The 16,851-nt window shown below is 68.6% G+C and carries 14 protein-coding genes; 3 read left to right on the forward strand and 11 right to left on the reverse strand.

Going from position 1 to position 16,851, the window contains the following annotated elements; genetic code table 11:
* The first annotated feature begins 16 nt into the window (after positions 1-16).
* On the forward strand, positions 17-1,996 hold the full coding sequence (locus RXV88_RS08015; protein ID WP_316291805.1) for a capsular polysaccharide biosynthesis protein: 1,980 nt from the start codon (positions 17-19) through the stop codon (positions 1,994-1,996).
* A gap of 495 nt (positions 1,997-2,491) precedes the next feature.
* On the opposite strand, the gene ribD is transcribed toward RXV88_RS08015, so the two are convergent.
* The 4 genes from ribD to RXV88_RS08035 form a co-directional block, all read right to left on the reverse strand.
* On the reverse strand, positions 2,492-3,622 hold the full coding sequence (gene ribD, locus RXV88_RS08020; protein WP_410468807.1) for a bifunctional diaminohydroxyphosphoribosylaminopyrimidine deaminase/5-amino-6-(5-phosphoribosylamino)uracil reductase RibD: 1,131 nt from the start codon (positions 3,620-3,622) through the stop codon (positions 2,492-2,494).
* Positions 3,619-4,086: a transcriptional regulator NrdR gene (gene nrdR, locus RXV88_RS08025; protein WP_316291809.1), complete on the reverse strand. Its 468-nt coding sequence runs from the start codon at positions 4,084-4,086 to the stop codon at positions 3,619-3,621. Before nrdR ends, ribD begins: the two co-directional genes overlap by 4 nt.
* A gap of 166 nt (positions 4,087-4,252) precedes the next feature.
* Positions 4,253-5,794: an amidohydrolase gene (locus tag RXV88_RS08030; RefSeq protein WP_316291810.1), complete on the reverse strand. Its 1,542-nt coding sequence runs from the start codon at positions 5,792-5,794 to the stop codon at positions 4,253-4,255.
* Positions 5,795-6,043: 249 nt separating this feature from the next.
* Positions 6,044-6,457, reverse strand: coding sequence for a secondary thiamine-phosphate synthase enzyme YjbQ (locus RXV88_RS08035; RefSeq protein ID WP_316291812.1), 414 nt, complete (start codon positions 6,455-6,457; stop codon positions 6,044-6,046).
* A 115-nt stretch (positions 6,458-6,572) separates the two neighbouring features.
* On the opposite strand from RXV88_RS08035, the gene yghX reads away from it, so the two are divergent.
* Positions 6,573-7,451, forward strand: coding sequence for a YghX family hydrolase (gene yghX / locus RXV88_RS08040; protein ID WP_316291994.1), 879 nt, complete (start codon positions 6,573-6,575; stop codon positions 7,449-7,451).
* 71 nt (positions 7,452-7,522) lie between these two features.
* On the forward strand, positions 7,523-8,197 hold the full coding sequence (locus RXV88_RS08045) for an SDR family oxidoreductase (protein WP_316291814.1): 675 nt from the start codon (positions 7,523-7,525) through the stop codon (positions 8,195-8,197).
* A 45-nt stretch (positions 8,198-8,242) separates the two neighbouring features.
* On the opposite strand, the gene RXV88_RS08050 is transcribed toward RXV88_RS08045, so the two are convergent.
* The 7 genes from RXV88_RS08050 to RXV88_RS08080 all read right to left on the reverse strand — a co-directional run bounded on the left by RXV88_RS08050 (position 8,243) and on the right by RXV88_RS08080 (position 16,772).
* Positions 8,243-8,473, reverse strand: a complete 231-nt coding sequence (locus RXV88_RS08050) for an RND transporter (protein ID WP_316291815.1) — start codon at positions 8,471-8,473, stop codon at positions 8,243-8,245.
* Positions 8,474-8,492: 19 nt separating this feature from the next.
* Complete coding sequence (locus tag RXV88_RS08055; protein ID WP_316291816.1) at positions 8,493-8,774, reverse strand: HlyU family transcriptional regulator; 282 nt, start codon at positions 8,772-8,774, stop codon at positions 8,493-8,495.
* An 8-nt stretch (positions 8,775-8,782) separates the two neighbouring features.
* On the reverse strand, positions 8,783-10,774 hold the full coding sequence (rpoD, locus tag RXV88_RS08060) for an RNA polymerase sigma factor RpoD (RefSeq protein WP_316291818.1): 1,992 nt from the start codon (positions 10,772-10,774) through the stop codon (positions 8,783-8,785).
* Positions 10,775-10,892: 118 nt separating this feature from the next.
* Positions 10,893-12,845, reverse strand: a complete 1,953-nt coding sequence (dnaG, locus tag RXV88_RS08065; protein WP_316291820.1) for a DNA primase — start codon at positions 12,843-12,845, stop codon at positions 10,893-10,895.
* A gap of 199 nt (positions 12,846-13,044) precedes the next feature.
* Positions 13,045-13,599, reverse strand: a complete 555-nt coding sequence (locus tag RXV88_RS08070; protein WP_316291822.1) for a sarcosine oxidase subunit gamma — start codon at positions 13,597-13,599, stop codon at positions 13,045-13,047.
* Positions 13,592-16,525 (reverse strand): sarcosine oxidase subunit alpha family protein, encoded by a 2,934-nt coding sequence (locus RXV88_RS08075; RefSeq protein WP_316291823.1) that lies wholly within the window; start codon positions 16,523-16,525, stop codon positions 13,592-13,594. The genes RXV88_RS08070 and RXV88_RS08075 overlap by 8 nt, the downstream gene beginning before the upstream one ends.
* Positions 16,515-16,772, reverse strand: coding sequence for a sarcosine oxidase subunit delta (locus tag RXV88_RS08080; protein ID WP_316291824.1), 258 nt, complete (start codon positions 16,770-16,772; stop codon positions 16,515-16,517). The genes RXV88_RS08075 and RXV88_RS08080 overlap by 11 nt, the downstream gene beginning before the upstream one ends.
* Positions 16,773-16,851 lie beyond the last annotated feature (79 nt).

The raw sequence follows: 16,851 nt of genomic DNA on the forward strand, positions 1-16,851 counted from the left end.
CGGAACGCCCCGGCGTTTGTGCGTCTATAACGGCGGTTTCCTGACCGGGCGGCGGCTGCGCCGCATCCTGTCGCTGGCAGGCTACCGCGTGTCGCTGGGCCTGCCGCGAGACGGCGATGCGGTGGGCGTCTGGGGCCGCTCGCCCACCGCGCATCGCGGCGAGACGGTGGCGGCGCGCCACGACGCGCCGCTGGTGCGCATCGAGGACGCCTTCCTGCGTTCGCTCTTTCCCGGGCGCGACGGCGAGCCGCCGCTGGGTCTGCTGATCGACGGCGCGGGCGTGCATTTCGACCCCGCCCAACCGTCGGATCTGGAAACCCTGCTGGCCACCCATCCGCTGGACGACAGCGCGCTGATGGCGCGCGCCCGCGACGCCATCGCCCGGATGAAAGAAGGCCATCTGACCAAATACGCCGCCGTCGATCCCGCAGCCCCGGTGCCCGAACCCGGCTATGTGCTGGTGGTGGACCAGACCCGGGGCGATGCCTCGGTCACCGCAAGCGGGGCTGACCGGAACCGCTTTCTCGAGATGCTCTTTGTGGCGCGCGAGGAAAACCCCGGCGCGCGGATCGTGATCAAGACCCACCCCGAAACCGCCGCCGGGCACCGCGCTGGGCATTTCACCGCCCAGGATGCCGGCGACCCGGTCAGCCTGCACGACGCGCCCTGCTCGCCCTGGGCGCTGCTCGACGGCGCGACCGCCGTTTATACCGTGTCGTCCCAGCTGGGGTTCGAGGCGATCCTGGCGGGCCACCGCCCCCGCGTCTTCGGCCAGCCCTTCTATGCCGGATGGGGGCTGAGCGAAGACGAAACCCCCCTCGCCCGCCGCCAGCGCCGCCTGACCCGCGCGCAGCTTTTTGCCGCCGCGATGATGCTCTATCCGGTGTGGTACGACCCCTGTCGCGACGCCCGTGCCGAGCTGGAGGACGTGCTGGCCACGCTCGAGGCGCAGGCCCGCGCCTGGCGCGAGGACCGCGCAGGCTGGGTCGCCGAGGGCATGCGGCTTTGGAAGCGCGGGCATCTGCAACGCTTCTTCGGACAGCACCGCAAGATGGTCTTTGCCGAAGGCGCGGCCGCTGACAAGGCCGAAGCGACGGGCCGCCGCCGCATGGTCTGGGCGGGCAAGGCCCGGGACGATCGGGCCGCGCGGGTCGAGGACGGTTTCCTGCGCTCGCGCGGGCTGGGGGCCGAACTGGTGCCGCCGCTGTCGCTGGTGGTGGACGATCTGGGGATCTATTACGACCCGAGCCGCCCCTCGCGGCTCGAGGCGCTGATCGCCGCCCGCGCGCAGCTGCGCAGCGATCAGCGCGACCGGGCCGAGCGTCTGATCCGAATGCTGACTGGCGCGGGCCTGTCGAAATACAACACCGGCGCGCCGCTGCCCGATCTGTCGGACCTGCCCGAGGGGCCGCTGATCCTGGTGCCCGGGCAGGTCGAGGACGACGCCTCGATCCTGGCGGGCTGCGGCGAGCTGCGCACCAACGCGGCGCTCTTGCGCGCGGCGCGCGAGGCCAATCCAGAGGCCGCGATCCTCTACAAGCCGCATCCCGACGTCACGGCGGGTCTGCGCGCAGGAAAGGTTCCCGATGCGCTGGACTTGGCGGATAAGGTGGTCGAAGGCGTCGACATGGCGGCACTTCTGGGACGGGTCGATGCGGTCTGGACGCTGACCTCGCTCACCGGGTTCGAGGCGCTGTTGCGCGGCGTGCCCGTCACGACGCTGGGCGCGCCGTTCTACGCCGGATGGGGGCTGACGACGGACCTCGGCCCGGTGCCCGAGCGCCGCCGCGCCCGGCCCGACCTGGCCGGGCTGGTGCATGCGGCGCTGATCGACTACCCGCGCTACCGCGACCCGCTGACCGGCCTGCCCTGCCCGGTCGAGGTGATCGCCGAACGCCTCGCCACCGGCGCGGTCCCCGCGCCGGGGCCGTTCAACAGGACGCTGTCGAAGGTTCAGGGACTGCTGGCCAGCCAGGCGCATCTCTGGCGCCGGTGACAGGCGGCTGGGCCCGGAGGTCCCGGGTCGAGCGCTGGATCGCATTGAGCCTGTGATCGCTGCGTGCCCGGTCGTCACGGGTGGCCATTCGCATGGAGCAGTCTGAAGCCGGGGCGGAGAGGCGGTCGGGGCCAAGAGAGCATCGGCCAGCTGGACGCATCTCTGTGCCCGGAGATCCCGGGTCGAGCCCGGGACCGCGTTGTGCGAACAAGGTGCCTGCGCCCGGTCGTCATGACCAGTCAGGCGCGCAGCCTGCTCCCAAGCCGGGAATGTCCGGCACAAGGTTTTCGACGCGACGAGGGCCACCGGCCAGACGGGCGCATCTGGGGCGCCGCCGACGCAGACCACCTTGCGGCCGGTGACGGCGGGGCTTCGTGAGCGCTACTCGTCGCGCTCGGCGCGCCACAGGACCGGGCTCGACCCGGGACCTCCCGCCCCCCCGGCCGTTCCGGAAACATGGAAAACCGGCCCGGCCCCCGCCGCGTTTCGCGCCCCTCACAACTTCGGACTGTCGGTCTGACCTGTCGGCTCCGACCGCCGCCGCCAGCGGTGCATGACGTCGCCGTCCACCGCGCGGGTCTCGATCAGCTTAAAGCGCGGAGCATCGGCCAGCGCATCGAGCCCCATGGCCCCCAGCGCGGGCTGGCCTTCGGCGCCCAGGGCCACGCCCGCCGTAAAGCCCACCAGCTCGTCCACCAGCCCCGCCGACAGAAGCGTCGCCGCCAGGGTGCCGCCGCCTTCGCAGAAGACCCGCGTCAGACCGCGGCCCCCCAGCGCGCGCAGCACCGACCGAGCGTCGACCTGGCGACCCGAAAGCGCGCAGGGCAAAAGCTCGGCCCCAAGCCCGGCCCAGGCCTCGCGGGTCTCGGACCGGGCGTCGGGGCCGTGGCAGATCCAGACCGGCACCTCGCGCGCGCTGCGCGCCAGCTGCCCCATCAGCGACAGGTCGATGAGCCGCGACACCACCACCCGCACCGGCTGCGCCACGGTGCCAAAGCCGCGTACGGTGAGCATGGGGTCGTCCGCCCGCGCGGTCCCCGCCCCCACCATCACCGCATCGTGGCAGGCGCGCATCCCGTGCACCACCCGGCGCGCGCCCGGCCCGGTGATCCAGCGGCTTTCGCCCGTGGCCGTGGCGATGCGGCCATCGAACGAAGTGGCGAGCTTGAGCGTCACCCAGGGCCGTCCTTCGGTCACGCGCAGGAAGAACCCGGCGTGATCGTATTCGGCCTCGTCCGCCAGAACGCCGGTGGTGACCTCGATCCCGGCCTCGCGCAGCCGGGCAAAGCCGCCGCCCGAGACCCGCGGATCGCTGTCGGCAACGGGGGCCACGACGCGGGCAATCCCGGCGTCGATCAGTGCCTCGGCGCAGGGCGGGGTGACGCCGTGGTGGGAACAGGGTTCCAGCGTGACATAGGCGGTGGCGCCCCAGGCCGCCGCACCGGCCTGCGCCAGCGCCTGCGGTTCGGCATGGGGCCGCCCGCCCGCGCCGGTCCAGCCGCGCCCGACCACCCGGCCGTCGCGCACGATCACGCAGCCGACCGCCGGGTTGGGCCAGCTGCGTCCCATGGCGCGGCGGCCCAGCCGCAGCGCATGGGCCATATGCGCGCGGTCCTCGGGGTTCACTTCTCGGGCGGGGTTTCGGGACGCAGCTCGCTGACGAACTTGTCGAAGTCGTCGGCTTCCTGGAAGTTCTTGTAGACGCTGGCGAAGCGGACAAAGGCCACGGTGTCGATCCGCGCCAGGGTTTCCATCACGATCTCGCCGATCTGCTTGGAGGGGATGTCGGTCTCGCCCATGCTCTCGAGCCGCCGCACGATGCCCGAGATCATCTGGTCGATCCGCTCGGGGTCGATGGGGCGTTTCTGCAAGGCGATCCGGATCGAGCGTTCCAGCTTGTCGCGGTCGAAATCCTCACGCCGGCCGTTGGTTTTTATCACCACGAGGTCGCGCAGCTGCACGCGTTCATAGGTGGTGAAGCGCCCGCCACAGGCCGGGCAGAAGCGACGCCGCCGGATGCTGACGTGATCCTCGGCGGGCCGGGAATCCTTCACCTGGGTGTCGATGTTTCCGCAAAACGGGCAGCGCATGAGCCGTCCCCCTCGTTCTTGTTGTCTGCTTTTCCTGCCTCATGGAAGGGGGTTGGCCCCCTCTTATCCACAGCCACTATAGGGGAGCCGCCAGAATTTGGGTAGAGGGGAAATGCAGCCCCAAGATGCGGGGGCGAATACTGATTTCAGGCCGGGCGCGCCGGGATCAGCCCGGGATATGCCAGCCGCGCCCGCGCGGGGTTTCGACATATTCGGGCCAGGGCAGATCGACCGGCGGATCGTAATCGCAGAGCGGCGGGATGTCGCCGCCCTCCTCGCGCCGCCGTCGGAATTCCTCCTCAGCGGTCTCGCGCAGTGCGGCGTCCAAGAGCACCCGCAGCGCCGCCCGCGACAGCACCCGCGCCGCCGTTTGCACCATCGCGTCGATCAGCGGCGGCATCCCGCCCAGAGCGTTCATCGCCCAAGGCGGATAAGGCCCGCCCCGCAGCGCGGGCCGCGCGATGTAGAACCGCGCGGTGGGGGTGTGCCAGGTCATGTCGGTGTAATCGTCCGAGGTGCTGTTGGCCTGGCGCGGCGGCAGGTCGCGCCGCAGGATCGCCTCGGCCCGTTCGGGCGCGATGAGGCTCGTGCATTCGGGGATCAGCGGCGCGTCCATCGGGGCCGTGCCGCAGGCCGTTTGCACCTGACGCGCCAGCGCCAGCGCCGCCTCGTCCCAGACCGGTGGTCCCACAGCCTCGATTGCCTGCCAGACCGCCTTGGCCATGGCGTGGTTGGTCAGCCCGGGGCGGGATTTGCTGACCCATATCTTGCGAACCCGGCAGCCGGTCATGGCGGCGGCATGCTCGGCCACCCGGTCGAGCTGCGCGGTGATCTGCTCGGCCATCGCCAGGTCGGGCACACGGATCATGTATTGCAGATCGGCGCGCAGGGCCGGCAGGTTGTCGGCGGTGGCCTGCCCGGTGGCGAGGATCGCCTCGGACACCGACCAGCCGCCGCGATGGGGCAGCATCGCGTCGCGCAGGGCGCGGGCGTTCTGGTAGGTCAGCATCAGCGCGTCGTTTGCCCCGGGGGCGCGGATGTCGGAATGGCTTTGCGGGATCGGCGCGCCGTCGGTCGCGCCCCAGAGCTGCGGCGCGTCGCACTCGAAACGATAGACAAAGGAATAGGCCGCGCCGCATTGCGTGTCCCAGCGCACGGTGTTGCAGAGCGGCAGCATGTAGAACGGATGGAAGGACAGCATCGCCGCCAGCCCGTCGTAATAGCCCTTGGCGGCGTGGATGGGTTTCGAGCCGCGCACCTTCTCCGCCGGCTCGCCGGTAAAGCGCAGACCGCCCGCGATGCCGTGCCGCTCCATCGCCGCCTTGGTGGCCAGCAGTCCCGCCAGCGCGCCGATCCCCAGCCCGGAATGCGGGTCGGTGTGCCCGGCGGCCATCACGCCCAGCCCGTCGCGGGGGCGCGGTTCGGGGGCGGCGGCCTGGCAATTGCCCGGCACGGCGTCGTATTCGGCGTACATCCCCACGACCGGCCCCGGCCCGTTCGACCATTCTGCGCAGAAGGCCGTGGGCATCCCGCCCGAGCCTTCTTCGACGGTAAAGCCCTCGGCCCTCAGCCGCGCAACATACCAGCCCGCCGAGCGGTATTCGCGCCAGGCGGGTTCTCCATAGTCGAAGATGGTCGCGCACCAGTCCGAGACGTCGCCGGCGCGGGCGGCGATATAGGCGTCAGAGGTCAGGATCGGGTCGGTCATGCCGCAGCGTCGGGCGGCGGCGCGGTTAAGTCAACTGTCGGCAGGCGGGCGTTCGTTCAGCGCACCCCAAGTCGCGGAATCAAGGCCGCAGGCCGCCGCGACCAGCGCCTGCCCGTCCCGGCGGGCTGGCGCTTTGGCAGATGCAGGCGCGCCGCTCTTTCGGCGCAATTACTTGGCTGGGATAAAGCGCTGAGAACTCAGGTTGCAGCGCCACCCCACGGGCAGACGCCGGTCGCGGCCCGCACCCCCTCACGGCCCCAGATGCGCAGCAACATTGCGCAGGTGCGGCGCGCGGCGGTGCTCGAAAAGATAAATGCCCTGCCAGGTGCCCAGCGCCAGCCTGCCGTCGGTCACCGGGATCGACAGCGACACCGGCAGCAGCGCCGCCTTGATGTGCGCGGGCATATCGTCGGGACCCTCGTAGGTATGGGTCAGATACGCCATCGACGGATCGTCGCTGGGCGGCACCAGGCGGTGAAAGAAGGCGGTCAGATCGGTCCGCACCTCGGGATCGGCGTTTTCCTGCACCAGAAGGCTCGCCGAGGTGTGCCGGACAAAAAGCGTCAGCAGCCCGGTGCCCCGCACCCATCCCGCCACCTCAGAGGTGAATTCGTAAAGCCCCGGACCCCGCGTCGGGATGGAAAATTCGGTCTGTTGCGACACGACCCTTTCCTTTCTTTCGACAGCGCTACCTTTTGACGCAGCGGCTTGGTCACCGAACCGGACGCCGCAGCCAGACAGGGAGGCCACTTTGAACGAACACACCGCACCCAAGCGCATGACCGCCGCCGACTTCGATCAGGAACTGCTTGATCTTTACGACTATTACGCCCACGGCCACATCACCAAGCGCGAATTTCTCGAACGGGCCGGGCGGTTTACCGCAGCGGGCCTTACCGCCGCCGCGGTTTTGAACATGCTGTCGCCCGATTACGCCCTGGCGCATCAGGTCGACTTCACCGATCCCGACATCCTGCCGGAATACATCATGTATCCCTCGCCCAACGGCCATGGCGAGGTGCGCGGCTATCTGGTGCGCCCCGCCAATGTCGAAGGGCCGGTGCCGGCGGTCGTCGTCGTGCACGAGAACCGCGGGCTGAACCCATATATCGAGGATGTTGCGCGCCGCGTCGCCAAGGCGGGCTTCATCGCGCTGGCGCCGGACGGGCTGACCTCGGTCGGCGGCTATCCCGGCAACGATGCCGAGGGGCGCGAGCTGCAGCGCACAGTCGACACCGAGAAGCTGATGAACGACTTCTTTGCCGCGTTCGAATTCCTCAAGGATCACTCCGACACCACCGGCAAGGTCGGCGCCACGGGCTTTTGCTATGGCGGCGGCGTGGTCAACGCGATGGCGGTGGCCTATCCGGAACTGGCCGCGGGTGTGCCCTATTACGGCCGCCAGGCCGCGGCCGAGGACGTGCCGCGCATCCAGGCCCCGCTGCTGCTGCAATACGCCGAGCTCGACAACCGCATCAACGAGGGCTGGCCGCCCTATGAGGCGGCGCTGCAAGAGCACGGCAAGGACTTTACCGCGCATATCTATCCCGGCGTGAACCACGGGTTCCACAACGACAGCACCCCGCGCTATGACGAGGCCGCGGCAGAGCTGAGCTGGTCGCGCACGATCGAGTTCTTCAACACGCATCTGACCTGAACGTTGCGGGCCGGGATGAAACCCGGCCCGCCCGCCGCGCGTTGGTGTCGGACCCCTGACAGGAGACCGACATGACCGACAAGACACTCTTCATCACCGGCGCCTCTTCGGGCATCGGGGCCGCAACCGCCCGCGCCGCCGTCGCGGCGGGCTGGAACGTCGGGCTTTTTGCGCGATCCAAGGACAAGCTGGCGGCGCTGGCGGCAGAGCTGGGCGATGCGGCGCTCGCCCTGCCCGGCGATGCGGGCGACCTGGCGTCGCAAACCGCGGCGCTCGACCAATTGGCCGACCGCTTCGGCGGCGTCCACGCCGCCTTCGCCAATGCGGGAACCGGCCTCTCGGCCGCCGGGACTGATGCGGGCGACCCTGGGGAATGGGAGCGGCTGGTGCGGCTCAATATCCTCGGCGTGCTCTGGACCGCCAAGGCCGCCATGCCGCATCTGAAAAAGACCAAGGGCCATCTGCTGCTGACCGGGTCCGCCGCCGGGCGGCGGCACATCAAGGGCTCGGTCTATGGCGCGTCGAAATGGTTCGTGCACGGCTACGGCGGCAACCTGGCCGAAGAAATGCGCGATTTCGGCGGGCGCTGCACGGTGATCGCGCCGGGCATGGTCGACACGCCCTTCTTCGACGAGGCCAAGCCCGACAAGCTGAAGCCCGAGGACGTGGCCGATGCCGTGCTTTATGCGCTGAATGCCGACGCCCGCGCCAATGTGCAGGAAGTGTTCCTGATGCCGGTCAACTAGACCCCTTCAGCGAGCGCGCTGCGCTGTCCCCGACGGGGCGGCGCGTCACACCTTGCGGCGCGTGACGACGATCTTGAGCGCCAGAAGCCCCCAGGGCGCGCCGTGAAAGAGCAGATCGAAGATATCGGCCGGCCGGGCCAGTTCGCCCGCCGCCAGCATCTTCAGCTTTTCCCAGACATGCGGTTCGGGCACGAAGGGCGCGAGCCCAAGCGTCGCGCAGAGCAGCAAAACGATGATCCAGGACAGGCGTTGCAGCCATCCGAGCAGGGCGCTCATCCCCCAACCCCGCCGCGCATCAGCCGAATATCCGCGTGCCCTGCTCGTCGATGATCTGCCGCGCCTTGCGCAGCGACGCCTCTTCGGCCGCATCGCGGTCGTTGACCACATCGGCGCGGATCAGATGGTGGGTCTTGGTCTCGCCCTCCACATCCATTTCGATCCGCGCGGCGATGCGAAAATTCCCGCCCTCTGAAATCGGCTCGGGCGTGATGCGAAAGCCCTTGTATTCCACCGACTCGGCGGATGCGGGCTCTTTCGAGCCACCACCACCGCCGAAAAGTCGCGAAAGCAGAGACATGCGGCCCCCTACTGATCCAGGAACGACCGCAGCTTGCGCGAGCGCGAGGGGTGCTTGAGCTTGCGCAGGGCCTTGGCCTCGATCTGGCGGATGCGTTCGCGGGTCACGCTGAACTGCTGGCCCACTTCCTCAAGCGTGTGGTCGGTGTTCATGCCGATGCCAAAGCGCATCCGCAGAACCCGTTCCTCGCGCGGGGTGAGGGACGACAATACCCGCGTCGTGGTTTCCTTGAGGTTCTCCTGGATTGCGCTGTCGAGGGGAAGAACCGCGTTCTTGTCTTCGATGAAATCGCCCAGCTGGCTGTCTTCCTCGTCGCCGATGGGCGTCTCGAGGCTGATCGGTTCCTTGGCGATCTTCATCACCTTGCGGACCTTCTCGAGCGGCATCTGCAGCTTTTCGGCCAGCTCTTCCGGCGTCGGTTCGCGGCCGATCTCGTGCAGCATCTGGCGGCCTGTGCGCACCAGCTTGTTGATCGTCTCGATCATGTGCACGGGGATGCGGATCGTGCGGGCCTGATCCGCGATGCTGCGCGTGATCGCCTGACGGATCCACCAGGTGGCGTAGGTGCTGAACTTGTAGCCCCGGCGGTACTCGAACTTGTCCACGGCCTTCATCAGGCCGATGTTGCCTTCCTGAATGAGATCAAGGAATTGCAGGCCGCGGTTCGTGTATTTCTTGGCGATCGAGATCACCAGACGCAGGTTGGCCTCGACCATTTCCTTCTTGGCCTGACGCGCCTCTTTCTCGCCCTTCTGGACCTGCTGCACGATGCGGCGGAATTCGCTGATGTCGAGACCGACGTACTGGCCGACCTGCGCCATGTCCGCGCGCAGTTCCTCGACCTTGTCGGACGAGCGTTCGATGAACATCTGCCAGCCGCGGCCCTGCTTCGCGGCCATCCGCTCCATCCAGTTGGGATCGAGCTCGCGGCCGCGGTATTCGTCGATGAATTCGCGCCGGTTGATGCGGGCCTGGTCGGCCAGCTTTACCATGGCGCTGTCGATGGACATGATGCGCTTGTTGATGCCGTAAAGCTGGTCGATCAGCGCCTCGATCCGGTTGTTGTGCAGGTGCAGCTCGTTGACCAGTTCGACAATCTCGCCGCGCAGCTTCTGATAGCGTTCCTCGTCGCCGCTGCTGAACGACCCGTCCTCGTTCAGCGTGGCCGAGATGCGGCTGTCCTGCATCTCGGACAGCTCTTCGTAATCGCGCGCGATGGTGTCGAGCGTTTCCAGGACCCGCGGTTTCAGCGCGGTTTCCATGGCAGCCAGGCTCATGTTGGCCTGTTCGTCCTCGTCGTCGTCGTCATCCTTGCTGATCGGGTTTCCGTCGGCGTCGAGCTCGGGCTGGTCGTCGGTCTTGCTGGACTTGGCGGTCTCGACATTCGAGGTGTCGACCACCGGTTCGGTGACCTCTCCATCCTCGCCCATCTGGTTGCCAAAGGTGGTTTCCAGGTCGATCACGTCGCGCAGCAGGATCTCTTCGGACAAGAGTTCCTCGCGCCAGATAGTGATGGCCTGAAACGTCAGCGGGCTTTCACAAAGCCCCGCGATCATTGTGTTGCGGCCGGCCTCGATGCGCTTGGCGATGGCGATCTCGCCTTCGCGGCTCAGCAGCTCGACGCTGCCCATCTCGCGCAGGTACATGCGCACAGGGTCGTCGGTGCGATCCAGCTTTTCGGACGTGCCCGAGGACAGCGCCACCTCTTTGCCCTGCGAGGCATCCACCAGTTCGGTCGAGCCTTTCTGCTCTTCCTCCTCGGCCTCTTCGTCGTCTTCGGTGACCTGGATGCCCATTTCCGACAGCATCGACATCACGTCCTCGATCTGGTCCGAGCTGACCTGATCGGGCGGCAGAACCTCGTTGAGCTGGTCGTAGGTGATGTAGCCGCGTTCGCGCGCCTCGGCGATCATCTTCTTGACGGCCGTCTGGCTCATATCCAGGCTGACCTCCTCGTCGCGATCTTCGGTCTTGGCGTCGTCGTTGTCTTTTGCGGCCATGGACGGCTCCTTCATCGGGCGGGGCGCGTTGGTGATTCGTATATACGAATCATTAGCGCTTCTGGGTGATTCGGCCACCCATATCCCCAATTTCTTTGCGCTTTAACAAGCCGGTGCGCTATCCGCGACCCGGTTTATCAAAGCGGATGGTCTGCATCAGCGCGGCAAAGGCGCTGCGTTCGTCGCGGTCGATCCGCGCCCCGTTGGGCCCGGTGTCGTATTCCGCCGTGTCCTCGCGCTGGCTGCGCACGGCCCGGTTGCGGGCCTGCGCCGCCTGCGCCAGCCGCCAGGTCACGGCCTCGTCGGCCAGCGCGCCGAGGTCTTCCTCGGCTTCGGCGATCTCGGCGGCAAGACCGGCCTGCGCCGCCAGCTTGGCCAGTTCCTCGGCCACGGTCATACGCGCCAGCTCGGCGTTGCCGGGCTGACGGACGCAGGGTGTCAGGGCCACATGGGCCGCCCCGCGCAAGGTTTCAAGGGCCTCCGCGCCGATGGCGGCATGGGCGGCCTCTTCGACCGTGTCGGCGTCCCGGCCCACGTTGTGGATCAGGCAGTCGCGCAGCCGCGCATGGGTCGGATCGGCGCAGGCCATCTGGGCGAGATCGGTCTCGAATTCCTCGACGATTTCGGGCGCCGACAAGACCGCCGCAAGGATCACCGCCACGCGCAGATGCGACTGCGCCTCGTCCCCGGCCGCCGCCAGAAGCGAGGCGCGCGTGCTGGCCACCGGCACTGCGGGCGCGTTCGCGCCCCAGCGGCGCTGTGCCCCGGTACGGGCCCCGCCGCGCTGCGGGCGGAAGAGCTGCCAGCGCAGTTCCTTGATCTCTTCGCCATAGTGATGGCGCAGCGACGGATCCTGAATGCGCTTGATCCGCTCGCGCAAGCTGCGATCCAGCGCCGCCTTGCGCTCGGGGCTGTCAAAGACCCGGCCCTCGGTTTCCTGCCGCCACATCAGCTGCACCATGGGCAGCGCCGCATCCAGCACCTTCTGCACCGCGCCCGCGCCTTCGGCGCGGATCAGATCGTCGGGGTCCTTGCCCTCGGGCATCAGCGCGAAGCGCAGGGATTTCCCCGCCTCCAGCAGCGGCAGCGCCAGGTCGATCACCCGGAAGGCGGCGCGCAGCCCCGCCGTGTCGCCGTCGAGCGCGATCAGCGGCTCGTCCGACAGCCGCCACATCAGCTGCAGCTGGGTTTCGGTCACCGCCGTTCCCAGCGGCGCCACCGCCCCGCCGAACCCCGCCTCCACCAGCGCGATCACATCCATATAGCCCTCGGCCACGATCAGCGGCTGGCCCTTGCCCGCCGCCTCGCGCGCGGGGCCGAGGTTATAAAGGTTGCGCCCCTTGTCGAACAGCTCGGTCTCGGGCGAGTTGAGGTATTTGGCGTTGTCGTTCGGGTCCATCGCCCGCCCGCCAAAGGCAATGGCCCGCCCGCGTGCGTCGCGGATCGGAAAGAGGATGCGGTTGCGGAAGACGTCATAAGGCTTGCCGCCCTTCGACGACGGCTTGGCCAGCCCCGCGCCAAGGATCAGATCCTCGGCCACGCCCTTGCCGCGCAGGTGATCCCAGAGCGTCTGCCAGCCCTCGGGCGCAAAACCGATCTCGAACCGGTCGAGCGTCCCGGCCCCCAGCCCGCGCCGGTCGAGATAGGCGCGCGCTGCGCCCGCCGCCCCGGTCTTCAGCTGCAGCCGGTAGAATTGCAGCGCCTGCTCCATGACCTCGGCCATCTGGGTGCGCCGGTCGGCCTTCTCCTGCGCCTTGGGGTCGCGCGCGGGCATGGGCATGCCCGCCTCGCCCGCCAGAATCTCCACCGCCTCCATGAAGCCGACATTCTCTGTCTCGCGGACAAAGGAAATCGCGTCGCCCTTGGCATGGCAGCCAAAGCAGTAATAAAAGCCCTTGCGGTCATCCACATGAAAAGACGCTGATTTTTCCTGGTGGAAGGGGCACGGCGCCCACATGTCGCCCTTGCCCTGGTTGGACTTGCGCGCATCCCACATGACCTTGCGGCCCACCACCTGGCTCAGGCTGGTGCGGGTGCGCAGTTCATCCAGAAATCCCGGGGGCAGACTCATGCCCTCAATATCGGCGCAACCGTCCCCAGAGTCCAGCCGACCCCTGCCGCGCCACCCTGGCCACCGGGCGGCCCGAGGCCCCGGCCAAAGGCAGGGGCCGAGACATCCGGCGCGCGGCCTTGCCGCGCTCCTTTGGATCGGTCCGCCGTTTTGCCCGACCGCCGAAGCTATGGGCCCCCGGTCCGGCCAGGCCTCCGGCTCACCCGGCCTCCCCCCGCGCGGCGACCTGCGCCATGGCGGTCGTCAGATCGTGGACCAGTGTGCGCGCCATCGACCGGAAGGCCATGATCTGGAACGCCTCCGCCCCCACGCGGGTGATCGACACGTTCATATGCCCCAGCATCGTGCGCGCCGTGTGCCCGCGCCTGAAGACCCCGCCGCGCAGATCGACGGGCACCAGCCGCGCCAGCACCGCCTCGACGCCTGCGCCCTCGATCCGCACCACCGCCCAGCCGTCCGACTGATCCGTCAGCGCGGCATGTTCCGCCAAGGCCGCCTCCGGCGCGGGCCCCAGCAGCATCGCCTGCCCCGCCCCGAACCAGACCGCCCTTGCGCCCGCGCGCCCCGTCGCGCGGTTGGGCGCCGGAAAGGCCATGCCATGCGCCGCCTCCAGCGCCGCAGACAGCGCCGCCTCCCGCCCCCGGAACGGCGCGACCGAGGTGATCGCGCCCACATCGACCTCGCTCAGCGACACCGCCCCCCGGGTCACCGGAAGCAGCCCGGCGCAAGGGGTCAAAGCCTGCAATTCAGCCACGCACGCGCCCTCCCTCAGCATCGAAGGCCACCGGGTCGGTCACCTCGCAAAGCGTCTCGACACCCCGCAGGTGATCCACCAGCCTGATCTTCTGCCCATGCCGGATCCGTCCGCCGCTGAGGAACGCCAGCCCCCGCATCTCGCCCAGCGTCGGCGAATGGCCGACGCTGGTGACATAGCCCTCGTCATTCTCGCGCACCGCATCCATCCCCGGCGCAAAGAGATGCGCGCCCGCCGTCAGTCGCCCTGCGGCCTCAACGGGCCGCAGCCCCACCAGCTCTTCGCGGTCCTCGACCAGACCGGGCCGCGCCGCCATGACCTTGCCGATGCAGTCCTTTTTGGCCGAGATCATCCGCCCCATGCCGATGTCATGCGCCGTGGTGCGCCCGTGGATTTCCGAATGCGTGATATGCCCCTTCTCGATGCGCAGCACGTTCAGCGCCTCCATCCCGTAAGCCCCGCCCCCCATCGCCTCGGCCCGCGCCACCAGCGCGCGAAAGAGCGCCGCGCCATAGCGGCTGGGCACCGCGATCTCGTAGGCATGTTCGCCCGAGAACGATATCCGGAAGAGCCGCCCCGCGACCCCCAGCACCGACACCGCCCCGCAGGCCATGAACGACCAGCCATCGTTGTCGATCGGTGCATCCAACAGCCCGTTCAGCAGCTCGCGCGACTTTGGCCCGGCGACGGCGAATTGCGCCCATTGCTCGGTCACCGAGATGAACCGCAGGTCCATGTCGCGGCAATATGCCTGATGCACCCAGTCCAGATGCCGCATCACCGGCCCCGCTGCGGCGGTGGTCGTGGTCATCACCCACTGGCTCTCTGACAACCGCGCGGTGGTGCCGTCGTCCATGACGTGCCCGTCCTCGCGCAGCATCAGCCCGTACCGCACGCGCCCCGGCTTCAGCGTACTGAAAGTGTTGGTGTAGACGAAATCGAGAAACCGCCCGACATCAGGGCCTTGCAGGTCGATCTTGCCAAGGGTCGAGACATCGCAGACCCCCACCGCCTGCCGCACCATCCCGACCTCGCGGTCGCAGGCTTGCCGCCAGTCATGCTCGCCCTCGCGCGGGAAATAGCTGGGCCGGTACCACAGCCCCGCCTCGATCATCGGCGCGCCCATCTCGACGCTGGCCTCATGGCTGGTGGTAAAGCGCTGCGGCGCAAAGCCCGCGCCCTGGCTGCCCGCGCCCATCGCCGCGATGCTGACGGGGGTATAGGGCGGGCGGAAGGTCGTTGTTCCGGTCTCGGGGATCGTCCGCCCGGTGACATCCGCCAGCACCGCCAGCGCCGCGACGTTGGAATTCTTGCCCTGATCGGTCGCCATTCCCTGGGTGGTATAGCGCTTCATATGCTCGACCGAGCGAAAGTTCTCGACCGCCGCCTGTGCCACGTCCTTGACCGTCACGTCGTTCTGGAAATCGAGCCAGGCGCGCCCCTTGCCCGGCACCGCCCAAAGCTGCTGCATCCGGTAGGGGGTATCCTCGGCCTCGGGCAGTTTCGGCAGATCGCCCCGGAAACCAAGGTCCGTCGCCGCCTGCAACCCGGCCTCGGCGCCGCTGCGCAGACAGCCGCCCGTGTCAAAGACACCCGCCGCCGCCCCGGCCGCAGCCATGCCGGGCACCATACCGGGCGTAGACACGAAAGCAGCAATATCCTCAGACCATTGCGGGCGTCCGTTCATGTGACACATCAAGTGCACAGACGGGTTCCACCCCCCCGACATCGCCAGGCACGACACCGCGATCCGCTCTTCCCGGCCATCGCCGTGACGGAGGGTGATCGCATCCACCCCGTGCCGCCCGCCATGGGCACGCGACACCACTGCGCCGGTATAGACCGGCGCGTCCACCTGCGGCGCGGCGTCGTGACGGCTGTCGATAACCGCCGCCACATGCACCCCCGCCGCAATGAGATCGCGCGCGGTGCGATGCGCATCGTCGTTGTTGCCGAAAACCGCCACCGACCGCCCCGGCACCGTGCCCCAGCGGTTGAGATAGGCGCGCAGCGCCCCCGCCGTCAGGATCCCCGGCCGATCGTTGTCGCGAAACGCCACCGGACGCTCCAGCGCCCCGGCGCAAAGCACCGCACGCCGCGCCACGATCCGCCAGAAACACTCGCGCGGCAGCCCGTCGCGGCGCGGCAGATGGTGGCCCACCCGCTCGAGCGCGCCATAGGTGCCCTGATCGTAGGCCCCCGTGACCGTGGTGCGCGGCATCAGCCGGACGTTGTCCATCTGCGCCAAATCCGCAGCCATCTCCGCCGCCCAGTCGCGCCCGGGCCGGTCCTCCACGACTTCATCCTCTGCCAGAAGACGCCCGCCGAACGCGTTGTCTTCGCAGCACAAAATCACATCCGCCCCGGCGCGCGCCGCCGTCTGCGCGGCCATCAGCCCCGCGGGTCCGCCGCCGATCACCAGCACGTCGCAAAAGGCAAAGGCCTTTTCGTAGGCATCCTCGTTATGACGCCCGCTGAGCGCCCCCAGCCCCGCGGCGCGGCGGATGAACGGCTCATAGACCCGCTCCCAAAAGGCGCGCGGCCACATGAAGGTCTTGTAATAGAACCCCGCCGACAGAAACGGCGCGGCCAGGTCATTGAGGCTCAGCAGATCCCACTCCAGCAACGGCCAGCGGTTCTGGCTCTGCGCCACCAGCCCGTCGAACAGCTCTTGCGTGGTGGCGCGCACATTCGGCTCCAACCCCGCGCCCTGCCCGACGGTCACCAGCGCGTTGGGCTCTTCCGACCCGGCGGTCAGCACGCCGCGCGGACGGTGGTACTTGAACGACCGCCCCATCAGCCGCACGTCGGCGGCCATCAGCGCGCTGGCCAGCGTGTCGCCCTGCCGACCGCCCATCCAGCGCCCGTCCCACTGAAAGCGCAGCGGCTCGTCGCCCAGCGCCCAGCCTCTGCCCTCAACCCGCATCGACCAGCTCCGCCCCCTGGACCGCATGGGTCACCGTATCGCGCGTCACCACCAGCCAGGCCCCGCAGCCCGCCTCATGATACCAAAGGTCCCGCGTCTCGCCCGCCGGGTTGTCGCGCAGGTGCAAAAAACCATCCCACACCGCCGCCCCGGCCCCGGGCGCGGGGCGCTCCAGCATCGACGCGGCCCCCTGGTAATAAAACTCGCGCCGGTCGCGCTCGCCGCAAATGGGGCAAGGTATCCTCATCGCGTCCCCCTCTGAAACAAGGGCCCGTCCCCCTGCTTCTTCTTGGCAAAAATACTCAAATCCACGGCCCGCCCGGGGC

The sequence above is a fragment of the Aestuariicoccus sp. MJ-SS9 genome (assembly GCF_032586235.1).
Lineage (GTDB): Bacteria > Pseudomonadota > Alphaproteobacteria > Rhodobacterales > Rhodobacteraceae > Aestuariicoccus.

Excerpts from the sequence above, each read along its gene's own strand:
- yghX (WP_316291994.1), top strand. The coding sequence starts at position 6,573 with ATGACCGCCGCCGACTTCGATCAGGAACTGCTTGATCTTTACGACTAT.
- RXV88_RS08030 (WP_316291810.1), bottom strand. The coding sequence starts at position 5,794 with ATGACCGACCCGATCCTGACCTCTGACGCCTATATCGCCGCCCGCGCC.
- rpoD (WP_316291818.1), bottom strand. The coding sequence starts at position 10,774 with ATGGCCGCAAAAGACAACGACGACGCCAAGACCGAAGATCGCGACGAG.
- nrdR (WP_316291809.1), bottom strand. The coding sequence starts at position 4,086 with ATGCGCTGCCCGTTTTGCGGAAACATCGACACCCAGGTGAAGGATTCC.
- RXV88_RS08045 (WP_316291814.1), top strand. The coding sequence starts at position 7,523 with ATGACCGACAAGACACTCTTCATCACCGGCGCCTCTTCGGGCATCGGG.
- RXV88_RS08050 (WP_316291815.1), bottom strand. The coding sequence starts at position 8,473 with ATGAGCGCCCTGCTCGGATGGCTGCAACGCCTGTCCTGGATCATCGTT.
- RXV88_RS08080 (WP_316291824.1), bottom strand. The coding sequence starts at position 16,772 with ATGAGGATACCTTGCCCCATTTGCGGCGAGCGCGACCGGCGCGAGTTT.
- dnaG (WP_316291820.1), bottom strand. The coding sequence starts at position 12,845 with ATGAGTCTGCCCCCGGGATTTCTGGATGAACTGCGCACCCGCACCAGC.
- RXV88_RS08055 (WP_316291816.1), bottom strand. The coding sequence starts at position 8,774 with ATGTCTCTGCTTTCGCGACTTTTCGGCGGTGGTGGTGGCTCGAAAGAG.
- RXV88_RS08075 (WP_316291823.1), bottom strand. The coding sequence starts at position 16,525 with ATGCGGGTTGAGGGCAGAGGCTGGGCGCTGGGCGACGAGCCGCTGCGC.